This window comes from Streptomyces sp. NPDC001922, assembly GCF_042891165.1.
Lineage (GTDB): Bacteria > Actinomycetota > Actinomycetes > Streptomycetales > Streptomycetaceae > Streptomyces.
On record NZ_JBIASV010000002.1, the window covers coordinates 369,703 to 388,954 of the forward strand.

The window sequence follows — 19,252 nt, forward strand, 5'->3', positions numbered from 1 at the left end:
CGCGGGCCCGGCAGTGGCCTCAGTCGCGGCGCCGCTCGTAGACCGGGCAGCCGTCGGCGGCCGGGTCGAAGGGCCGCAGTCGGTAGATGCGCATACAGTCCGGGCAGGCGTAATGGATGGCGCCGGGGCCGCTGCCGGTTTCGATGAGGGCGATCAGGGTGGGGCGATCGGTGTATCCCAGGTGCCAGTTGCACATGCGCTGGGTCACCGGTGCGCTCCGAGCTGGGTCAGGAGCCACTCGCACTCACGGGCCAGGGTCGTCACGTGAATGTGCGCGGTGAGCGGGCGGTCCGTGAGCCCCTGCGCGGCCTGATGCCGGATGGTCTCCAGCCGGCCCCGCTGTTGGTACCACGCGATACTGCCGCGCCACAGCCTTTCGGCTGCGACTTCCGCGTCAGGGAGCAGCCGTTCGATGTGGCCACGCAGGGATCGTTCGAGGGCGGCCAGATCGTCCATGACCAAGGGGCCGTTGCTGGTTGCTAACGCCGTGGTGATGGTGGCCTGAATGGCTGCGACGTCGATCGGCCTGCTGTGGCCGTCTGTTGTGGTGTGCACGGGCACTCCTGCTGTCGGCGTGGTCGGGTACGCGACGACAGTAAGAGCGGTTCCGTGAGGGAGGGGACACAGATCGTGTCCCCTCCCTCACGCCGCCAGAACTCCCACCTTGACTGCCAACGCGGAGGCGCGGCGGCGTCGGTCGGGGCTTGCCGATTCGGTCTCCTCCAGGATGATGCGCCGGGCGAAGCCGTTGTAGCGGATCGTCTCCGGGGCGGCCTGGTAGGCCTGGTCCAGCAGGGCCAGGGCGGTGTCCGGCCGGCCGTCGAGCCGGTATCCGCGGGCCTGTTCGATGCGGTGGCGGGCGCGGCGTGGCCGGGAGGGGATCGCCGTGGCGTCCGCACGGTCGGACTGGCGCGCGGACTCGCTGCCGGAGTGCAGTTCGACGGCGATCGTGACCGCGTGGGCGCCCATGATGGCCTGCGAGAAGCTGGTGACCGGGTGGAAGTAGCCCGCGGGAAGGCGGTCGGCCATCACCCGGGCGACGTCCCAGTGGCGCCATGCCGTCCCGGTGTCTCCTCGTCGGGCGGCGGTGTACGCGGCGGCGACGGTGAGTGCTCCGGCGATGGCGCGTACGTCGTCATCGGCATCCGGCAGCAGTGGCCGCAGGTGGTTGAGGGTTTCCCTGGTGACCGCGTCGGCCGCTTCGTAGTGCGCCGGCCCGGAGTCGCGGTGTGCCTCGGCCGCCAGCCACGCCGCGATGCCCATGGCGTGCGGGTCCTCGGACTCCTGGGCGGCGACCATCCCCCGGTCCGCGACCCGCCACAGCAGGGAGGGGTCCGGCTGGTACGCCAGGAAGAACTGCGACAGGCAGTAGACCTCGGAGAGCGTGGCCTGCGCGGCTCGCCGGTCGGCAGCGTTGTCCGCCTGACGTATGGCCAGTTGGGCATCGCGGATCAGTTCCGGCAGGAGGCCACCGACCACATCCCGGTGGTGGGGAGAGGAGTGCCGGGCCGACCATGCGCGATCGAGGCGGGCGCGGAGGTGGTCGGGGCGGGGAGCAGGCCGGTCATCGCTGATGAGGAAGGCGTTCACGGCTGCCGCAACCGCGGGCAGCCGGGGGTGGCCCGGACCGGTGAAGAGATCCACGCTGAGGGCGTGACGTCCGGTCAGGTCGGTGAGGTTGCGGACCCGGAGCGTCTCGGCGATGCGGAGAATCATCTCCAGCCCGGGTGTTTGCAGTTGGCCGGATTCCACCCGCTTCACCCACGACGGGGACATGCCCAGCAGACCGGCCATGACGGTGCGGGTGATGCCCCGGCGCTGGCGGAGGATCTGCATCCGCTGGCCGAACGCCAGTGGATCGGCGTACGGGTCCGGGGTGGCATCGGAAGGTGACACGGCCTTGCCCCTCTCTGTACAGCTCGTCTGTCAGAAAGTATGCGGTCGCTCCGATCGGTGCGTCGGCGAACGCGCCAATCGGCCCTGCCAGTCACCTGCGGGACGAGCACCCGGGGGGACACGACGTGGGCGCAGCCCCCAACCTCACCCCGCTCCGGTGCGGTAGTGATACCCGCACACCTCGCCGAAGCCCGCGCGGTCGTACAGCCGGAGGGCCGGAGCGTTGTCGCGTTCGACCTGGAGGTACATGCCGTGGGCCTCGTGGGACCCGGCCCAGTCGGCCAGCGCGGCGAGCACGGCGCGGGCCGCGCCCCTTCCGCGCGCCCGGGGGATCGTGGCCATGCCGAACACTCCCGCCCAGCCCTCGTCGGCGACCGCGCGGCTCACCGCGATGACCTCGCCGTCGCTCAGCGCGCAGGCGTAGGCGGAGGGGCGGTTCACCCGGCTGAGCAGGTCCCACTCGGAACGAGGGTCGGCACCCTGTCCGTGTACGGCATGCCAGACGTCGAACCACGCGCTCGTCGGGTGATCGTCCACGCGGACCCGCAGTGGGCCGGTCGAGGCGCAGGCGCCGCCCCGCAGTGGGCCGGCCGGGGCTTGCGTCAGGACGGCCGCGGTCGTGGCATGCCGCAAGGACATCGGGCTTTCGCGGCGGTACCCGCGTTCCGCCAGGAGCGCGTCGAGGCCCGACGGGCAGGTCCCAGGGGTGATCTGGAATCGCGGTACCGCGTCGTACCCGGCGTAGAACTTCTCCACGGCGGCCACCCTGCCGCGCAGGTCGAGCGGTCCGGTCGGATCGAGTTGTCCGCTCGGGTCGAGGTGTCCGTTCGGGTCGAGTCGTCCGTTCGGGTCGAGTCGTGCGGGGTCGCCGTGCGGAAGCACCGTGCCCGCCCACCAGGCGGAGCCGGTGGTGTGGCGCAGCCACCATCCGCCGAGGTGTTCGACGTGCTCTGCCGGAAGGGCTGTTGCCGCTCTCTCCTGCAGGCCTTTCACCAGGTCCGGGCTGCTCGGGGCGGGCGGTGTCGGCATGTGTACCTCCTGTGCGGCCAACCCTGGTGCGCCACAGGGCCGGTCGGCAACCGCTTTCCTTCCGGAACGCCTGACGTCGGGCCGGGGCACGTGTCGGCCTGGCTGCTCATGGGCCGTTCACCGGCCCCCCGCCCCGGAGCCCGTTCGCCCTCAGAGCACCGCCTCAAGCCACCGATCCGATCCGCCCCACGCTCGCCGCCCCGTCGTGGTGGATCGGGGTGTGGGCGCCGGTGAGGGGGACGCCGGTGCCGCCGCGGCGGTCGGCGACGATTTCGGCGGCGATGGAGAGGGCCGTCTCCTCGGGGGTGCGGGCGCCCAGGTCGAGGCCGATCGGGGAGCGCAGGCGGGCCAGTTCGAGTTCGGTGACGCCGGCTTCGCGGAGGCGGTCCAGGCGGTCCAGGTGGGTGCGGCGCGAGCCCATGGCGCCGACGTAGGCGACGGGGAGGCGCAGGGCGCGTTCCAGGAGGGGGACGTCGAACTTGGCGTCGTGGGTGAGGACGCACAGCACGGTGCGGCTGTCGAGGTCCTGTGAGTCGAGGTAGCGGTGGGGCCAGTCGACGACGATCTCGTCGGCGTCCGGGAAGCGCGCGGCGGTGGCGAAGACGGGGCGGGCGTCGCAGACGGTGACGTGGTAGCCGAGGAAGGAGCCGACCCGGGTCAGGGCGGCGGCGAAGTCGATCGCGCCGAAGACGATCATCCGGGGCGGCGGGACGCTGGACTCGACGAAGAGGGCGAGGGGCTGTCCGCAGCGGCTGCCGTCGGCGCCGATGCCGACCGTGCCGGTGCGCCCCGCGTCGAGGAGGGCGCGGGCCTCGGCCGCCGCTGTGCGGTCCAGCTCGGGGTGGCCGCCGAGGGTCCCGGCGCAGGAGCCGTCGGGCCGTACGTGCAGGGGGCGGCCGATCAGCTCGGCCGGGCCGTCGACGATCCGGGCGACCGCCGCCGCCTCTCCCCCGGACGCGGCCGCCAGCGCGGCGGCGAACACCTCCCGCGCGGGGCCGGCCGAGGGGGAGGCGCCCGCCCGCACCGGCGTGACCAGCACATCGATGTCCCCGCCGCAGGTCAGGCCGACGGCGAAGGCGTCCTCGTCGCTGTAGCCGAAGCGTTCCAGCACGGATGCACCGGATTCCAGGGCCTGTTGGCACAGGTCGTAGACCGCGCCCTCCACGCAGCCGCCGGAGACGGAGCCGATCGCCGTGCCGTCGGTGTCGACCGCGAGGGCGGCACCGGGCCGGCGGGGCGCACTGCCGGTGACGGCCACCACGGTGGCCACGGCGAAGTCGCGTCCCTGCTCGCACCACCGGTTCAGTTCCTCGGCGATGTCCAGCATGGCGATCACCTCTCCTTCAGGGTTGCGTGGAGGGCACGGCGGCGCTACTTGACGCCGAGCCAGTGCTCGATGGGGCGGAGGGCGAAGTAGACGACGAAGATGCCGGTGAGCGCCCACATGAACACGCCGGGTTCGCGCCACTTGCCCTGGGCCGCCTTGATGGCGGTCCAGGCGATGACGCCCGCACCGACACCGGCGGTGATGGAGTACGTGAAGGGCATCAGGACGACGGTCAGGAAGACCGGGATCGCCACCGTGCGGTCGGCCCACTCGACGTGCCGGGCGTTCTGCATCATCATCGCGCCGATGACGACCAGGGCGGCGGCAGCCACCTGACCTGGGACGATCTGGGTGAGCGGGGTGAAGAAGAGGCAGGCGGCGAAGAGCAGGCCGGTGACGACGCTGGACAGCCCGGTGCGGGCGCCCTCGCCGACGCCGGTGGCCGACTCGACGAAGACGGTCTGGCCGGAGGCCCCGGCGACACCGCCGACCGCGCCGCCCGCGCCGTCGATGAACAGCGCCTTGGACAGTCCCGGCATGCGGCCCTTGTCGTCGGCGAGGCCGGCTTCGGTGCCGACGCCGATGATGGTGGCCATCGCGTCGAAGAAGCCCGCCAGCACCAGGGTGAAGACGATCATGCCGACGGTCATGGCGCCGATCGAGCCCCAGCCGCCGAACTCGACCTGTCCGAAGAGGGAGAAGTCCGGTGCGGAGACCGCGCTGCCGTCGAGTTCCGGCGGGGCGCCGCCCCACTCCTTCGGGCTCAGTCCGCCGACGGTGTTGACGACGACGGCGAGGACGGTCCCGACGGCGATGCCGATGAGGATCGCGCCGGGGACGCCGCGGGCCTGGAGCATGAAGATCAGCAGCAGGGTGACACAGAAGATCAGGACCGGCCAGCCGGCGAGCTGCCCTCCCGCCCCGAGGGTGACCGGGGCGGACTCGGCGCCCATCTGCACGAAACCGGCCTTGACCAGGCCGATCAGGGCGATGAACAGGCCGATGCCCATGGTGATGCCGTGCTTGAGCGGCAGCGGTATCGCGTTCATGACCAGTTCACGGAGGCCGGTGACCACCAGCAGACAGATCAGCAGGCCGTAGATCACGCACATGCCCATGGCCTGCGGCCAGGTCATGTTCGGCGCCACCTGGGTGGCGACCACCCCGGAGACGCTGAGGCCGGCGGCGAGGGCGAGCGGCACCTTGCCGATGAAGCCCATCAGCAGCGTGGTGAAGGCGGCGGCGAACGCGGTGGCCGTGATCAGCGCGCTGCGGCTGAGGGTGTTGTCGGCGGCGTCCTCACCGCCGAGCAGCAGGGGGTTGAGCAGGAGGATGTACGCCATCGCCATGAAGGTGGTGACGCCGCCGCGCAACTCCCGCGCGACGGTGCTCCCTCTCTCGGAGATGTGAAAGTACCGGTCGAGCCAGGACCGGCCGGCGGGCGGACGCGAGCCGGTGGCCGCATCCTCCGCCGCGGTGTCCGGCTGTACGGACGACTGGGTCATGGTGCCTACTCCCAAGGTTCACAGGGGCACCCGCGCGCTGTGGGGGGGGCGGCGCGGGATTTGGGATGTCGAAGTGGCTGCACGACCCGGGGGACGGCCCGAGACGAACGGGGTGGTGCGGGCACTGCCGGATGGCCGGAAGCGCCGTTACTGCTCGGTAGTGCCGGTGGTACGGGGTACTGCTGGATGGTGCCGGTGGTACGGGGCACTACGGGACGGTGCCGATGGTGCGAGGTACCGCTGAGTGGTGCCGGTGGTGCGTTTCCTGCGGGGTGGTGCGTTTCCTGCGGGGTGGTGCGTTCCCTGCGGGGTGGTGCGCATTCCGCTGGGTGGTGCGTTTCCTGCGGGGTGTGCCGCGAGCGGTGCGGCACTGCTCCGGGCGGTGCGGGGGTCTCCCGGGCCGGGGCCCGGCGAGGGACGGACATGGGGGCGTCCGTCCGCACCGCCCGGAGAGCTGGTGAGGTACCGGATCGGCTGATCAGGTACCGGACGGGCGGGTCAGGTGCCGGTGAGGTGTTCGGGGCGTACCGGTACGCGGGCGAGGCCGAGCCCGGTGGCCTCCCGGATGGCCGCCACCACCGCCGGGGTCGAGGAGAGCGTCGGGGCCTCGCCGACGCCGCGGAGCCCGTACGGCGCGTGGTCGTCGGCCAGTTCGAGGACGTCGACGGGGATGACCGGGGTGTCCAGGATGGTGGGGATCAGGTAGTCGGTGAAGGACGGGTTGCGCACCCGGCCGTCCGGGGAGACCACGATCTCCTCCATGACCGCGAGGCCGAGGCCCTGGGTCGTGCCGCCCTGGATCTGCCCCTCGACGGAGAGCGGGTTGAGCGCCTTGCCGACGTCCTGGGCGCAGGCCAGTTCGATGACCTTGACCAGGCCCAGCTCGGTGTCGACCTCGACGACGGCCCGGTGGGCGGCGAAGGAGTACTGGACGTGCCCGTTGCCCTGGCCGGTGCGCAGGTCGAACGGCTCGGTGGGGCGGTGCCTCCACTCCAGCTCGATGTCGATGGACTCGCCCTCGATGACGTCGGTGAGGTCGGCGAGGGCCTCGCCGCCGTCGGTGACGACCTTGCCGCCCTCCAGCAGCAGTTCGGCGGTGGCCCAGGCGGGGTGATGGGTGCCGAACTTCCGGCGGCCGAGCTCCAGGACCTTCTCCCGGACGGCCTCGCAGGTGTGCTTCACCGCGCCGCCGGTGACGTAGGTCTGCCGGGAGGCGGAGGTGGAGCCCGCCGAGCCGACCCGGGTGTCGGCCGGGTGGATGGTGACCTGGGTGACGCCGAGTTCGGTGCGGGCGATCTGGGCGTGCACGGTGACGCCGCCCTGGCCGACCTCGGCCATCGCGGTGTGCACCAGCGCGACCGGCTCGCCGCCGACGACCTCCAGCCGGACGCGGGCGGTGGAGTAGTCGTCGAAGCCCTCGGAGAAGCCGACGTTCTTGATGCCGACGGCGTAGCCGACGCCGCGGACGACGCCCTCGCCGTGGGTGGTGTTGGACAGGCCGCCGGGCAGGGCGCGGACGTCGGTGGCGGAGCCGTCGGGGCCCGCGGTCTCCCACTGCCGCTCGGGCGGGAGCGGCATCGCCTTGAGGCGGCGCAGGAGTTCGGCGACCGGGGCCGGGGAGTCGACGGGCTGGCCGGTCGGCATGACCGTGCCCTGGGACATGGCGTTGATCCGGCGGAACTCGACGGGGTCCAGGCCGAGTCCGGCGGCGAGGCGGTCCATCTGGGCCTCGTAGGCGAAGCAGGCCTGGACGGCGCCGAAGCCGCGCATCGCGCCGCAGGGCGGGTTGTTGGTGTAGAGGGCGACGGCCTCGATGTCGACGTTGTCGATGACGTACGGGCCGGCCGAGAGGGAGGCGGCGTTGCCGACGACGGCCGGGGAGGACGAGGCGTAGGCGCCGCCGTCCAGCACGATCCGGCAGGTCATATGGGTGATCCGGCCGTCCCGGGTGGCGCCGTGCTCGTAGTGGAGCTTCGCCGGGTGCCGGTGGACGTGGCCGAAGAACGACTCGAACCGGTTGTAGACGATCTTGACGGGCTTGCCGGTGCGCAGCGCCAGCAGGCAGGCGTGGATCTGCATGGACAGGTCCTCGCGTCCGCCGAAGGCGCCGCCGACGCCGGAGAGCGTCATCCGCATCTTGTCCTCGGGGAGGCCGAGGACGGGGGCGATCTGGCGGAGGTCGGCGTGCAGCCACTGGGTGGCGATGTAGAGGTCGACGCCGCCGTCCTCGGCGGGTACCGCGAGGCCGGACTCGGGGCCGAGGAAGGCCTGGTCCTGCATGCCGACCTCGTAGTCGCCGGTGACGATCACGTCGGCGCGGGCGCGGGCGGCCTCGACGTCGCCGCGGAGGATCGGCTGCCGGTGGACGATGTTGGGGTGCGGGGCGTGCGGGGCGTGGTGGTCGTCCCGGCCGGGGTGGAGCAGCGGCGCGCCGTCGGCGGTGGCGGACGCCTCGTCGGTGACGACGGGCAGTTCGGCGTAGTCGACCTTGATCTTCGCGGCGGCGCGGCGGGCGGTCTCGGGGTGGTCGGCGGCGACGATGGCCACCGGTTCGCCGTGGTGGCGGACCCTGCCGTGGGCGAGCACCGGGGTGTCCTGGATCTCCAGGCCGTAGTGCTTCACCTCGGTGGGCAGGTCGTCGTAGGTGAGGACGGCGTGCACCCCGGCCTGTGCCAGTGCCTCGGAGACGTCGATGGAGCGGATCTCGGCGTGGGCGTGCGGGCTGCGCAGGGTGAAGCCCCACAGCATGTCCTCGTGCCACAGGTCGGAGGCGTAGGCGAACTCGCCGTTGACCTTGAGGGTGCCGTCGGGCCGCAGGGTGGACTCGCTGATGCCGCCGCGGGTGGCCCCCTGGGTGATCCGGGTGGGGGATCCGGAGGGCACCGAGGTGCGGGTGGTGTTCGGGCGGGTCATCTCAGGCCCCCTCCCCGGCGGTGGTGGTCGCGCCGCGGGCGGCGGCGAGGCGTACCGCGTCGAGGATCTTCTCGTAGCCGGTGCAGCGGCACAGGTTGCCGGAGAGCGCCTCGCGGATGTCGGCGTCGGACGGTTCGGTGTTGCGCTCCAGGAGTTCGTCGGCGGCGACGAGCAGGCCGGGGGTGCAGAAGCCGCACTGGACGGCTCCGGCGTCGATGAAGGCCTGCTGGATCGGGGCGAGGGCGGCGTGTTCGCCGGTGCGGCCGTCCGTTCCGGTGGGGCGGGCCTGCCAGCGGCGGGCCTCGTCGAGGCCGGTGCCGCAGGCTCCGCCGGCGCAGCCGCCGGCGGCACGCTGTTCGGCGAAGTCGGCGAGGCCTTCGACGGTGACGACCTCGCGGCCCTCGGCCTGTCCGGCGGCGACGAGGCAGGCGCAGACCGGCACGCCGTCCAGGCGCACGGTGCAGGAGCCGCATTCGCCCTGTTCGCAGGCGTTCTTGGAGCCGGGGAGGCCGAGGCGCTCCCGCAGGACGTAGAGGAGGGACTCGCCCTCCCAGACGTCGTCGGCCTCCTGGGGGCGGCCGTTGACGGTGAGGTTCACGCGCACTGGGCGCCTCCTTCGGTTCCGCGGGCGGCGCCGCGGTGGGCGTCCCAGGTCCAGCCGAGGGTGCGGCGGGCCATGACGCCGACGGCGTGGCGCCGGTAGCGGGCGCTGCCGCGCACGTCGTCGATGGGGTTGCAGGCGCCCGAGCACAGTTCGGCGAACTGCCGGGCGACGGACGGGGTGATGGTCTTGCCGCTGTCCCAGAAGCCGCCCTCGTCGAGCGCGGCGGTGAGGAAGTCCTCGGCGGCGCGGGCGCGCACCGGGGTGGGGGCGGCGGAGCCGATGCCGGTCCGCACGGTGCGGGTCTCCGGGTGCAGGGCGATGGAGAACGCGCAGACCGCGATGACCATCGCGTTGCGGGTGCCGACCTTGGAGAACTGCTGGGGGCCGTCGGCCTTCCTGATGTGCACGGCGCGGATCAGCTCGTCCGGTTCGAGCGCGTTGCGCTTCACCCCGGTGAAGAACTCCTCGACCGGGATCATGCGGGTGCCGCGCACCGACACGGCCTCGACCTCGGCTCCGGCGGCCAGCAGCGCGGGGTGGGCGTCACCGGCCGGGGAGGCCGCGCCCAGGTTGCCGCCGACGCTGCCGCGGTTGCGGATCTGCGGCGAGCCGACGGTGTGCGAGGCGAGCGCGAGGCCGGGGAGCTCGGCCCGCAGGTGCTCCATGATCTGCGTGTACGGGACGGACGCGCCGAGCCGGACGGTCTCCTCGCCGACCTCCCACTCCCGCAGTTCCGGGATGCGATTGAGGTCGAGCAGATGCTCCGGACGGCGGTGGTCGAAGTTGATCTCGACCATCACGTCGGTGCCACCCGCGATGGGCACGGCGGCAGGGTGCTCGGCCTTGGCGGCGAGCGCCTCCTCCCAGCCGGCGGGACGAAGGAAGTCCATGAGTGGCTCTCTTCTTCGGGATCGGTCGTTCGGCCCGGCGGGAGACCGCGGGCTCGCCGCCGGCTCGTTTCATGTCCTGTTCACACGCCTCGTCAGTCAGTACACCGAGGTACGCCCTCATGGGTGCAGTCACCGAAAACATGAAGCAGTTGGCTGGCCAGGGACCCCGTCTTGTAGATTCGAACGAAAGGCGGGGTCCGGAAACCTCGACGTAATCTCCCCTGGTGCTCGCCACGGGGAACGACCCCTGGCGACACACAAGAGATCGGCGGCGACGATGCGGCTGCGCGCACTGCTGGAGACCGGCACCCTCGGCCTGCGGCTCCTCGGCGGTGAGGAGGAGCTGGACCGGCCGGTCCGCGGCGTGATGACCACCGACCTGCGCGACCCGAGCCGGTATCTGTCCGGCGGTGAGCTGGTGCTGTCGGGGCTGGCCTGGCGGCGGCGGCCGGAGGACTCCGAGCGGTTCGTCCGGATCCTCGTCCAGTCCGGGGTCGCGGGGCTGGCCGCGGGCGAGGCCGAGCTCGGTGCGGTGCCCGAGGACCTGGTGACGGCCTGTGCCCGGCACCGGCTGCCGCTGTTCGCGGTGAACGAGGCGGTGTCGTTCGCCAGCATCACCGAGCACGTGGTGCGGCAGGTGTCCGGCGAGCGGGCGGGCGACCTGGCGGCCGTGGTGGAGCGGCACCGCCGGATGATGACGTCCGGCCCGTCGGGCGGCGGCCCCGAGGTGGTCCTGGACCTGCTCGGCAGCGACCTCGACCTGCGGGCCTGGGTGCTCTCCCCCACCGGCCGGCAGATCGCCGGTTCCGGCCTCGCCGACTCCGGCCCCGCACTGCCGGTGGCCGTGCGCGCGACGCTGGCGGGCGAGCATCTGGCGGCCACCCGCGGTGGCCGGCGCGGGCCGCACCGCGCCCTGGCCGACGGCACGACGTACTCGCTGTTCCCGGTCCGCAGCTGGGGGGACCGGCCCGCGGCGGGCGCGGCCCGCCCCGGCGCGGGCGCCCGGGACGTGCGGGAGACCGTGCTCTCCGACTGGCTGCTGGTGGTGGAGGCGGACGCCTGGGACTGGCCGGCCGAACGGCTGGACCTGCTGCACGGCGTGACCCAGCTGATCGCGGTGGAGCGGGACCGCCGGGACGCCGCCCGCACCGTCCGCCGCCGGCTGGCCCAGGAGGTGCTGGAGCTGGTGCAGGCGGGCGCGCCGCCCGCCGAGGTCGCCGCCCGGCTGCGGCTCGCGGCGCCGGTGCTGCTGCCGGGGCTGGGCGGGGCGCCGCACTGGCAGGTCGTGGTGGCCAAGGTGGAGTGGGACGGCGGTGACATCCCGGGCGGCCCGGTCACCCAGGCCCTGCTGGAGGAGATCCTGGTCGACCCGGAGGAGGACGGCACGGATGTGTCGGACCGGATCGCGGTGGCCGACACCGGGGACGAGGCGGTCGCCCTGCTGCCGCTGCCGGTCGCGGAGGGCGCGGAGACGGTGACGGGCCTGCGGGCCGACCGGCTGCTGGCCGCGGTCGGCGAGCCGCTCTCCCGCGGTCTGGACGGCGACGGGCGGCTGACCATGGGCGTCAGCGCGGCCGTGCACTCCGCGGACGGGCTGCGCGGGGCGCTGGAGGAGGCGCGCCACGCCCGCCGGGTCGCGGCTGCCCGCACCGGCCGGGTCTGCGCGGCGGGCCACCAGGAGCTGGCCTCGCACGTGCTGCTGCTGCCGTTCGTCCCGGACGACGTCCGCCGGGCCTTCACGGCGCGGCTGCTGGACCCGCTGCGGGACTACGACCGGCGGCACCGCGCCGAGCTCATCCCCACGCTGGAGGCGTTCCTCGACTGCGACGGCTCCTGGACCCGGTGCGCCGGCCGGCTGCATCTGCATGTGAACACGCTGCGGTACCGGGTGGGCAGGATCGAGCAGCTGACCGGGCGCGATCTGTCCCGGCTGGAGGACAAGCTGGACTTCTTCCTGGCCCTGCGGATGAGCTGACGCCCGGGGCCGCCGAGGAGCTGACGCCTGGTGCCGCGTGCCGGCCCCTCCGCCGTACCGCGGAGAGGCCGGCACGCCGCGCGGCGGAAGGACCGGTACGCGGCACTGCGGAGGAGCCGGCCCGCGGCGCGGAGGCCCCGGGCGCGCACCCGCGCGCTGCCGTGCGCCCCCGCAATGAGCTGAATTCGTGCTTCCCTTCCCCCGTTTGTGAATCTGTTCACCCACCCCCTTGGCGCGGCGGCGGTTCCGTGCTGAGATGCGGCCACGACTTCCGGCTCGACGGCGCGCAGAGGGAGGGAATGTGGCGGATACCGCCATGTCACATTCAGGGAAGCCAGAGTCAGTCGAGGCGGACGATCCGCACGATCCCCGCCGGGTCGCCGTGTGGCGGCTGCGGTCCCGCGGGTGCTGGGACGACGCGGCCGCCCTGCTCGCCCCCTACGCCGCCGACGATCCGGACACCGCGCTGCGGCGGGCCGCACTGCTCGTCGAGCGGTGCATGTTCACCGCGGCGGGCTGGGCGGAGGCGGAGGACGCGCTCCGGGCCGCGGAGGCCGTGGCGGCCAGCGACGACGAGCGGGGCGCGGCGGCCTGCGAGCGGGGGAACCTGGCGTACGCGGCGACCGTCCTCGGGGCCCGCGACCGGTCCGACGAGGCCCGCGCCGCGCTCGGGCGGGCGGCGGCGCTGCTGGCCCCCGCCGCGCCCGGGCGGGCGCTGCTGGACTTCCGCCGCGGCCTGGTCGCGGAGCACCTGGCCGACAGCCCGCAGGCGGCCCGCGCGGCGTACCGGCGGGCCCACGCGGGCGCCGCCGCCCGCGGTGACCAGCTGCTGTGCTCGTTCACCTGGCGGCATCTGGCCGGGCTGGCGCTGCGCGACGGGGACCGGGCGGAGGCCCGGCACGGCTTCGCCGAGTCGCTCCGGCTCCGGGTGGAGCTGGGCTATCTGGTCGGCACCGCGCCGGCGCTGGCGGCGCTGGCGGACGCCGAGCCGGAGCCGGAGGCGGCCCGGCTGCGGGCCGAGGCGGGCCGGCTGTTCCGGCTGCTGGGCGGGGTGCCCACCTGGCTGGCAGCGCAGTTGGACCGGGCGCCGGCGGCCTGACGAACGGTGGCTGTCGGGAGTGGCCGATCTGCGCCGCTCCCGACCGGCCGGATGGCGGGCGGCCTCGCGAAGGGCCGCCCGCCGCGCCCGTCACCCGCGCCCATCACCCGCGCACGCCCCCCCGACCGGCCGCGACCGCGCGGCGTGGCCGGAATCAGCCGCACGGCCGACGAACAGCGGCCCGATACCCAAGGGAACGTCTCGGCGTCAACCAATTCGCTCACCCACAAGGCTGATGGTGGACCACCTTCACCCGGACGGCGGTCACTGCGTCGCAGGGGCGCCAGCATGCTGAGCTGGCTCGGCAAAGGCCTTCCGAGCGACGTGGAATCACCTGATCGCTGATTCGGAGAATCCCCATGCGGAATTCCAAGTTTCTCGGCCTGAGCGCCGCCACCGCTCTGGCTGCCGTCGTCACCGGCGTATCGGCGGCGCCGGCCGCCGCCGCCTCCCAGAACACCCGGGAGCTGGTGTTCCGGTTGGTTTCGAAGCAGACTCAGCTCTCCTACGTCGACGTGGGCGGCCCCGGCCCGAGCCAGGGAGACGAGTTCGTCTCCAGCTCGGATCTCTACCGCGGAAGCACCAAGGTCGGCGACCAGGGCGGAGTCTGCACCCTGACCCGCACCGCCCCGAACGACGAGTTCGACGAGCAGTGCGTGAACTCCCTCTCGCTGCCCGGGGGCCAGCTCACCGCGCAGGGACGGATCGCCGTCACGAACGCGGGTCCGGGCAACATCGACCTGGCGATCACCGGGGGGACGCGGCTCTACGAGAAGGCCCGCGGCTACATCCACGTCGAACTCCTCAATGAGACGGACGCCGAGCTCACCTTCCACCTCATTCTCTGACACCCGGGTCCGCGGAATCCGGGTAATCAATCGGGGCCGGCCGCGTTAGCCGGCCTTCCGCGTCCGGAATCGGCGAAGGGCTCCTGCCGCATGCGGCAGGAGCCCTTCGCGTGTCAATTCACCGCCCCACGGACGTACGCATCCAACGGCGGCACTCAGCCCCGCGTACCGCGGGGCCGGGCGGTGCGGGGGTCACTTGGGCGCCACCGCGGGGTCGGCCGCGGCACCGGCCGGCGCGCCCTCGGCCGGCGCGGCGCCGACCGTTCCGGTGTCGCCCGGCCGGACCGCGGAGCCGCCTGTTCCGGAGCCGTCGTCACCGGCACCGTCCCGCAGCGCCGAGTGGCGGCGGCCGAAGGCGAGGTAGAGGACGGCCGCCAGGGCCAGCCAGCAGCCGAACAGCGTCCAGGTGATGCCGGGCAGCAGGTACGCGAGGTAGAGGCAGGACACGGCGGCGAGCACCGGAACCACCGGGTACAGCGGCACCCGGTACGAGCGGGGCGCGTCCGGCGCGATGCGGCGCAGCACGACCACCGCCGCGGCGACCGCCACGAAGGCGACCAGCGTTCCCATGCTGGTGAGGTCGGCGAGGTACTGGAGCGGGACGAGGGCGGCGAGCCCACCGACGCAGGCGCCGACGATCCAGGTGTTGTGGACCGGGGTGTGCCGCTTGCGGTCCACCCGCCGGAACATCTCCGGCACCAGGCCGTCGCGGGCCATCGAGAACAGGATGCGGGTCTGTCCGAACAGCGTGACCAGCACGACGCTGAAGATGGAGACCACGGCGCCCGCGGAGAGCAGCAGCGCGGGCCACCCGGCGCCGGTCACGTCGCGGAGGATCTCGGCGAGCACTGCCTCGCCCGCGTCGGCCTGCGCGCCGAACTTCCCGGCCGGCTGGGCCCCGACGGCGGCGAGCGCCACCAGGATGTAGAGGAGAGTGACGGCGGCCAGGGTGAACAGCAGGGCGAGCGGGATGGTGCGGCGCGGGTTGCGGACCTCCTCGCTGGCGGTGGCCACCGTGTCGAAGCCGACGTAGGAGAAGAAGACGCCGGAGGCGGCGACGCCGATCCCGCCGATGCCGTGCGGGGCGAAGTCGGCGAAGTGGTCGGCCCGGAAGGCGGCCAGCGCGACGGCGACGAACAGCAGCAGCACACCGATCTTCACGCACACCATGACCGCGTTGACGACGGCGGACTCGCGGGTGCCGCGGGCGAGGAGCAGCGAGCAGAGCAGGACCACGACGAGGGCGGGGATGTTGACGTAGCCGCCGGCGCCGGGCGGCTGGCTGACGGCGTCCGGCAGGGTGACGCCGAGGAGGGTGTCGCTGAGTTCGTTGAGGTACTGGCCCCAGCTGACCGCGACGGTCGAGACGGCGACGCCGTATTCGAGGATCAGGCACCAGGCGACGAGGTAGGCGGCGCCTTCGCCGAGTGAGGCGTAGGCGTAGGAGTAGGTGCTGCCCGCGACCGGGACGGCTCCGGCCAGCTCCACGTAGCAGAGGGCGGCGAGCCCGGCGACGGCGGCGGCGAGGACGAAGGAGAGAATGACGGCGGGGCCCGCCTTGGGCACGGAGGTGCCGAGCACGAAGAAGATTCCGGTGCCGACGACCGAACTGATGCCGAGAAGGGTCAACTGCCAGAGCCCCATGGTTCGTTGCAAGGAGGCACCGGAGGAGTCGCCGTCGGCTTCGGCGATCATCCGGTCCAGCGGTTTGCGGCGACACAGCTGGCTGGCCATTCGGCCCATGGCTCCTCCTGGGATCCGGTCGCACCCCACCTGTCGGCGGGGTTTCGGGGATCCTGCGGGACCGTAAATGATCGGGCAACAGAAGATCCGTACAAGAGGACCTGCGGCCGTTGGACGAATCGACAGTTGAATCGGCGGCGTCCGAGCCGGTCGGTTCAAGATCGCCCGGGCAGGTCCGGGCACTCCGGGCGGCCGTGCGATCTGTCCGGACATGCGCCGATTCGACGGCCATGGCGGGCCACTTCCGCCCCACCGGTCCGGCAGCCGGGCTCAGCGCGTGCGACGCGCCCCGGCGAAGTGCTCGCGGACCAGCTGCTCGACCACCGGCAGGTCCCCGGCGACGAGCGCGTCGAGCAGCGCGGTGTGCTCGGCCGCGTCGGCCAGCAGATCGACGCTGCGGACGATCGCGCCGTCGGTGACCGGGCCCTGCGCCCGGCGGTGCAACTCTTCGCCGATCATGGCCAGTTGGCGGTTGCCGGTCAGGGTGAGCAGGGCGTGGTGGAACTCCCGGTCGGCCTCGGCGTAGCCGACGCGGTCGCCGCGCGCCGCCGCCGTGACGGTCCCGGCGGCGAGCGGCCGCAGCTCCTCCCAGGCCTCGGGCGGCACCGTCCGGGCGAGCTCCAGCATCACCGGCACCTCCAGCAGCGCCCGCACCTCGGCCAGTTCGGCGAGATCCCGGGCGGTGCGCCGGGCCACCCGGAAGCCGCGGTTGGGCACCACCTCCACCGCGCCCTCGGCGGCGAGCTGCTGCATCGCCTCACGGACCGGGGTCGCCGAGACGCCGAACCGTTCGGCGAGCGCAGGGGCCGAGTACACCTCGCCGGGGGTGAGCTCGCCGCCCACCAGGGCGGTGCGCAGGGCGGTGAGCACCTGGCCGCGCACGGAGTGCCGCTGCGGCATCCGGCGCGGGGGCGGTCCGGCGGGCACCGGGGGCTCCCGGTGGCCGCCCGCGGCCTCCTGCGGCGCCCGACGTCCGGCCTCCGGGGCCGAGGCTTCACCGTGCCCCGGGAGGCGGTCCTCCGAACGGGGGAATTCCCGCCCCGATGCGTACGCGCGCAGGCGTGGCGCCCCGGCCTCGGCTCCGGCCTGCTCCATGGATCCTCCCTGAATGTCCCGAGAACGATAGGCCGAGAGGCCCCCAGTTCAAACCTCGATCGCATCGGGTAAGGTAAGGCTAACCTGCTAACGATCGCGTGAATTCGGTGGTCCCGCATGTCCGTCGCACCCGTCGCACCGGCCGTCGCCCCCTCCCCCGTGGCCGGGGCCTACACCCGGCTCGCCGAGGTGTTCCCCGGGCTGCGGGTGACCGAGGAACCCCCGCGCTCCGGCGGCGGCTGGGTCGCCGCGACCGAGCTCGCCGCGGGCGGCACGGCCGTCGACGCCTTCCTCGCCTGGGACAACGCCCAGATCCTGCGGGACTACGGACAGCAGGCCCGCCCGGACGTCATCGCCAGCTTCGGGCTGCACCGCTACGCCTGGCCCGCCTGCCTGCTGTTCACCGTCCCCTGGTTCCTGCTGCGGCGGGTGCCCCGGGTGCCGGTGGGCCAGGTGTCGTTCCAGCGCACGCTGGGGCGGATGACCGCGCGCGTCCGGGACTTCGCCTGCCTGCCGGACGACCCGGCCGCCGGAATGCCGAACGCCCGCGTCGTCCCGGACGAGGAGGCCCTGCGCGCCGAGGTGCGCGAGGCCGTCGCCGAACACCTCGGCCCGGTCCTGGACGGCTTCCGGCCGCGGATGCGCCGCGGGCCGCGGGCGCTGTGGGGCATGGCGACCGACGAAATCGTCGAGGGCCTCTGGTACATCGGCCACCTGCTCGGCGAGGAGCAGCGGGCCATGAGCGAGCTGGAGCTGCTGCTGCCCGGCTCCACGAAGCCGTACGTCGGCCGCTCCGCGTTCCGCGAGCTGACCGGGCCGAACGGCGAGGCGCTGCCGACCCGCGACCGGGCGAGCTGCTGCATGTTCTACACGCTGCGCCCCGAGGACACCTGCGTCACCTGCCCGCGCACCTGCGACGCGGAGCGGGTCTCCCGGCTGACCACGGGCTGAGCGGCGCCGGCGAGGATGTTCCCCTGCCGCTGTCGCTCACGCACGGTGCCGGGGACGCTTGAGCGTCCCCGGCACCGTCGTTCCCGCCCAGGCTCCGGCCGGGCCCGGCCCGGGTGTCCGCGGCCGGTACGCCGCCCTTGCGTCCCCCCGATCGCGACCGCGTGACGGCGCCTGCACCGGTGCGGTCGCGTCAGCCCACCGGTACGTCCTTGCCGGTCAGGTGCGCCCGAATGCCGTTCTTCGTCACGGAGATGCCGCGCAGCCGCATGTCGCCGGGCAGGTCGTCCGGCAGCTGAGCGGAGAACTCCATCCGCTGCGCGACCTTCGGCTCCCGGAGCTTCTGCAGGCCCTGGACGAGCGAGGGATCGATGCCGGTGGGCTCGAGCAGCGACGGATGGTCCACGAGCGTGTCCAGCACACGGCCCTTCATCATGTCCTGCGGACGGACGTGCTTCCCGGTCGCCTGTTGCAGCTCGCCCTCGTCCAGCTTGTCGGCCACGGGGGCGGTCAACTGCAGGCCACCGCCCTTGCCCGGTACGTACGTGAGCAGGCCGGGCACCACCACGCGCGTGTCCTCCACGGTCATGCGCAGGCCGCGGTCCCCGACGCGCCGCAGCTGCGCACGCCCCCGGATCTGCGCGTGCTTGCCGCCCACCGGCACGTCACCGCCGGCCAGCACGGTGTTCTTCCCGGGGCCGGGCGTCAAGTGGATCTGCGACGCGCCGACTTCGCGGTTCAGGTCCTTGAAGTCCAGCACGACGTCACCGCGCACCCGGCTCAGCACGGCGCCCTTGACCGAGGACGGCAGGCTGCCGACGATCCGGACGCCGTCCACCGTCCCCTTCACCTGGGCGACGGAGGCCGGCCCGGCGTCGACATCGGGGACGTTGACCTCGACGTGGTCGACGGTGCCCGCGAGCACCTGCCCGACGAACGGGACACTGTCGATGTGCACCTCGGGCTCGGCGTGCAGCTTCAGCGCCTTCTGCACCTGCTGCGCCGCCACGTTCTCCGCGTAGAGCACGGCCCAGCGGTCACCGAGCGCAAGAAACGCAAGAACGACGGCCAGCGCCACGAGGGACTTCACGGTTCTCCGCACGATCCGACGCGGTGTGCGACCGGCCCGCGGTGCGTCGGCGCCGGCAGTTCTGCCCTGGGCCGACGGCTCGCCCGGGCCCTGGTGGCCCGCGGCGGGGCCGTCCTGGGCGCCACGGCTCGCCGGTACCCACGCCGTGGAGTCTGCGGAAGGTTCGTTGGAGAGCATCGCCACATGCGACCACAGCCCGGGCACTCGAACCAAGTTGCGCACAGTCCTCGAGACGCCTGCGCCCGAGGGCGCCGAAACCGGAGTCGGTACCGCCCATCCCACAGCACGGT

The 19,252-nt window shown here is 73.3% G+C and carries 16 protein-coding genes; 4 read left to right on the forward strand and 12 right to left on the reverse strand.

What is annotated here, in order from left to right; all coding sequences use genetic code 11:
* Positions 1–19: 19 nt before the first annotated feature.
* From ACFYYR_RS05125 to ACFYYR_RS05165, 9 genes are all read right to left on the reverse strand, one after another.
* The gene (locus ACFYYR_RS05125) at positions 20–208 is read right to left on the reverse strand and encodes a hypothetical protein (RefSeq protein ID WP_388847038.1); all 189 of its coding nucleotides are present in this window, start codon (positions 206–208) and stop codon (positions 20–22) included.
* Positions 205–555: a DUF6415 family natural product biosynthesis protein gene (locus ACFYYR_RS05130; RefSeq protein ID WP_388847040.1), complete on the reverse strand. Its 351-nt coding sequence runs from the start codon at positions 553–555 to the stop codon at positions 205–207. The genes ACFYYR_RS05125 and ACFYYR_RS05130 overlap by 4 nt, the downstream gene beginning before the upstream one ends.
* Positions 556–642: 87 nt before the next feature.
* Positions 643–1,896, reverse strand: a complete 1,254-nt coding sequence (locus ACFYYR_RS05135) for a helix-turn-helix domain-containing protein (RefSeq protein ID WP_388847042.1) — start codon at positions 1,894–1,896, stop codon at positions 643–645.
* Between the two features lie 144 nt (positions 1,897–2,040).
* Positions 2,041–2,925 (reverse strand): GNAT family N-acetyltransferase, encoded by an 885-nt coding sequence (locus ACFYYR_RS05140; protein ID WP_388847044.1) that lies wholly within the window; start codon positions 2,923–2,925, stop codon positions 2,041–2,043.
* Positions 2,926–3,088: 163 nt separating this feature from the next.
* The gene (locus ACFYYR_RS05145; protein WP_388847283.1) at positions 3,089–4,252 is read right to left on the reverse strand and encodes an XdhC family protein; all 1,164 of its coding nucleotides are present in this window, start codon (positions 4,250–4,252) and stop codon (positions 3,089–3,091) included.
* 44 nt (positions 4,253–4,296) lie between these two features.
* On the reverse strand, positions 4,297–5,757 hold the full coding sequence (locus ACFYYR_RS05150; RefSeq protein WP_388847046.1) for an NCS2 family permease: 1,461 nt from the start codon (positions 5,755–5,757) through the stop codon (positions 4,297–4,299).
* Positions 5,758–6,255: 498 nt separating this feature from the next.
* On the reverse strand, positions 6,256–8,670 hold the full coding sequence (pucD, locus tag ACFYYR_RS05155) for a xanthine dehydrogenase subunit D (protein WP_388847047.1): 2,415 nt from the start codon (positions 8,668–8,670) through the stop codon (positions 6,256–6,258).
* A gap of 1 nt (position 8,671) precedes the next feature.
* Entirely contained in the window at positions 8,672–9,274 is a 603-nt protein-coding gene (locus ACFYYR_RS05160) for a (2Fe-2S)-binding protein (protein ID WP_388847049.1), read from the reverse strand.
* Positions 9,265–10,164, reverse strand: coding sequence for an FAD binding domain-containing protein (locus ACFYYR_RS05165; protein WP_388847051.1), 900 nt, complete (start codon positions 10,162–10,164; stop codon positions 9,265–9,267). Before ACFYYR_RS05165 ends, ACFYYR_RS05160 begins: the two co-directional genes overlap by 10 nt.
* A gap of 277 nt (positions 10,165–10,441) precedes the next feature.
* On the opposite strand from ACFYYR_RS05165, the gene ACFYYR_RS05170 reads away from it, so the two are divergent.
* From ACFYYR_RS05170 to ACFYYR_RS05180, 3 genes are all read left to right on the forward strand, one after another.
* Complete coding sequence (locus ACFYYR_RS05170; RefSeq protein ID WP_388847052.1) at positions 10,442–12,139, forward strand: PucR family transcriptional regulator; 1,698 nt, start codon at positions 10,442–10,444, stop codon at positions 12,137–12,139.
* Positions 12,140–12,455: 316 nt separating this feature from the next.
* Complete coding sequence (locus ACFYYR_RS05175) at positions 12,456–13,238, forward strand: hypothetical protein (protein WP_388847054.1); 783 nt, start codon at positions 12,456–12,458, stop codon at positions 13,236–13,238.
* 359 nt (positions 13,239–13,597) lie between these two features.
* Positions 13,598–14,086 carry a hypothetical protein gene (locus tag ACFYYR_RS05180; protein ID WP_388847056.1) on the forward strand — a complete coding sequence of 163 codons (489 nt, stop codon included), beginning with the start codon at positions 13,598–13,600 and terminating at the stop codon, positions 14,084–14,086.
* 192 nt (positions 14,087–14,278) lie between these two features.
* Here the strand turns inward: ACFYYR_RS05180 and ACFYYR_RS05185 are convergent, their stop codons facing one another.
* Both ACFYYR_RS05185 and ACFYYR_RS05190 read right to left on the reverse strand, forming a co-directional pair.
* Entirely contained in the window at positions 14,279–15,829 is a 1,551-nt protein-coding gene (locus tag ACFYYR_RS05185; RefSeq protein WP_388847058.1) for an APC family permease, read from the reverse strand.
* A 270-nt stretch (positions 15,830–16,099) separates the two neighbouring features.
* Positions 16,100–16,924, reverse strand: a complete 825-nt coding sequence (locus ACFYYR_RS05190) for a GntR family transcriptional regulator (protein ID WP_388847060.1) — start codon at positions 16,922–16,924, stop codon at positions 16,100–16,102.
* 117 nt (positions 16,925–17,041) lie between these two features.
* Between ACFYYR_RS05190 and ACFYYR_RS05195 the strand changes: the two genes are divergently transcribed.
* A complete protein-coding gene (locus ACFYYR_RS05195; RefSeq protein ID WP_388847062.1) occupies positions 17,042–17,875 on the forward strand; it encodes a (2Fe-2S)-binding protein in 834 nt (277 codons plus the stop codon).
* A gap of 190 nt (positions 17,876–18,065) precedes the next feature.
* On the opposite strand, the gene ACFYYR_RS05200 is transcribed toward ACFYYR_RS05195, so the two are convergent.
* Complete coding sequence (locus ACFYYR_RS05200) at positions 18,066–18,962, reverse strand: DUF2993 domain-containing protein (protein WP_388847064.1); 897 nt, start codon at positions 18,960–18,962, stop codon at positions 18,066–18,068.
* Positions 18,963–19,252 lie beyond the last annotated feature (290 nt).

What these genes read in the sequence shown, in the direction of transcription:
- ACFYYR_RS05185 (WP_388847058.1), bottom strand. Translation starts at nt 15,829, where the DNA reads ATGGGCCGAATGGCCAGCCAGCTGTGTCGCCGCAAACCGCTGGACCGG.
- ACFYYR_RS05145 (WP_388847283.1), bottom strand. Translation starts at nt 4,252, where the DNA reads ATGCTGGACATCGCCGAGGAACTGAACCGGTGGTGCGAGCAGGGACGC.
- ACFYYR_RS05150 (WP_388847046.1), bottom strand. Translation starts at nt 5,757, where the DNA reads ATGACCCAGTCGTCCGTACAGCCGGACACCGCGGCGGAGGATGCGGCC.
- ACFYYR_RS05190 (WP_388847060.1), bottom strand. Translation starts at nt 16,924, where the DNA reads ATGGAGCAGGCCGGAGCCGAGGCCGGGGCGCCACGCCTGCGCGCGTAC.
- pucD (WP_388847047.1), bottom strand. Translation starts at nt 8,670, where the DNA reads ATGACCCGCCCGAACACCACCCGCACCTCGGTGCCCTCCGGATCCCCC.
- ACFYYR_RS05170 (WP_388847052.1), top strand. Translation starts at nt 10,442, where the DNA reads ATGCGGCTGCGCGCACTGCTGGAGACCGGCACCCTCGGCCTGCGGCTC.
- ACFYYR_RS05165 (WP_388847051.1), bottom strand. Translation starts at nt 10,164, where the DNA reads ATGGACTTCCTTCGTCCCGCCGGCTGGGAGGAGGCGCTCGCCGCCAAG.
- ACFYYR_RS05195 (WP_388847062.1), top strand. Translation starts at nt 17,042, where the DNA reads ATGTCCGTCGCACCCGTCGCACCGGCCGTCGCCCCCTCCCCCGTGGCC.
- ACFYYR_RS05180 (WP_388847056.1), top strand. Translation starts at nt 13,598, where the DNA reads ATGCGGAATTCCAAGTTTCTCGGCCTGAGCGCCGCCACCGCTCTGGCT.
- ACFYYR_RS05140 (WP_388847044.1), bottom strand. Translation starts at nt 2,925, where the DNA reads ATGCCGACACCGCCCGCCCCGAGCAGCCCGGACCTGGTGAAAGGCCTG.
- ACFYYR_RS05175 (WP_388847054.1), top strand. Translation starts at nt 12,456, where the DNA reads ATGTCACATTCAGGGAAGCCAGAGTCAGTCGAGGCGGACGATCCGCAC.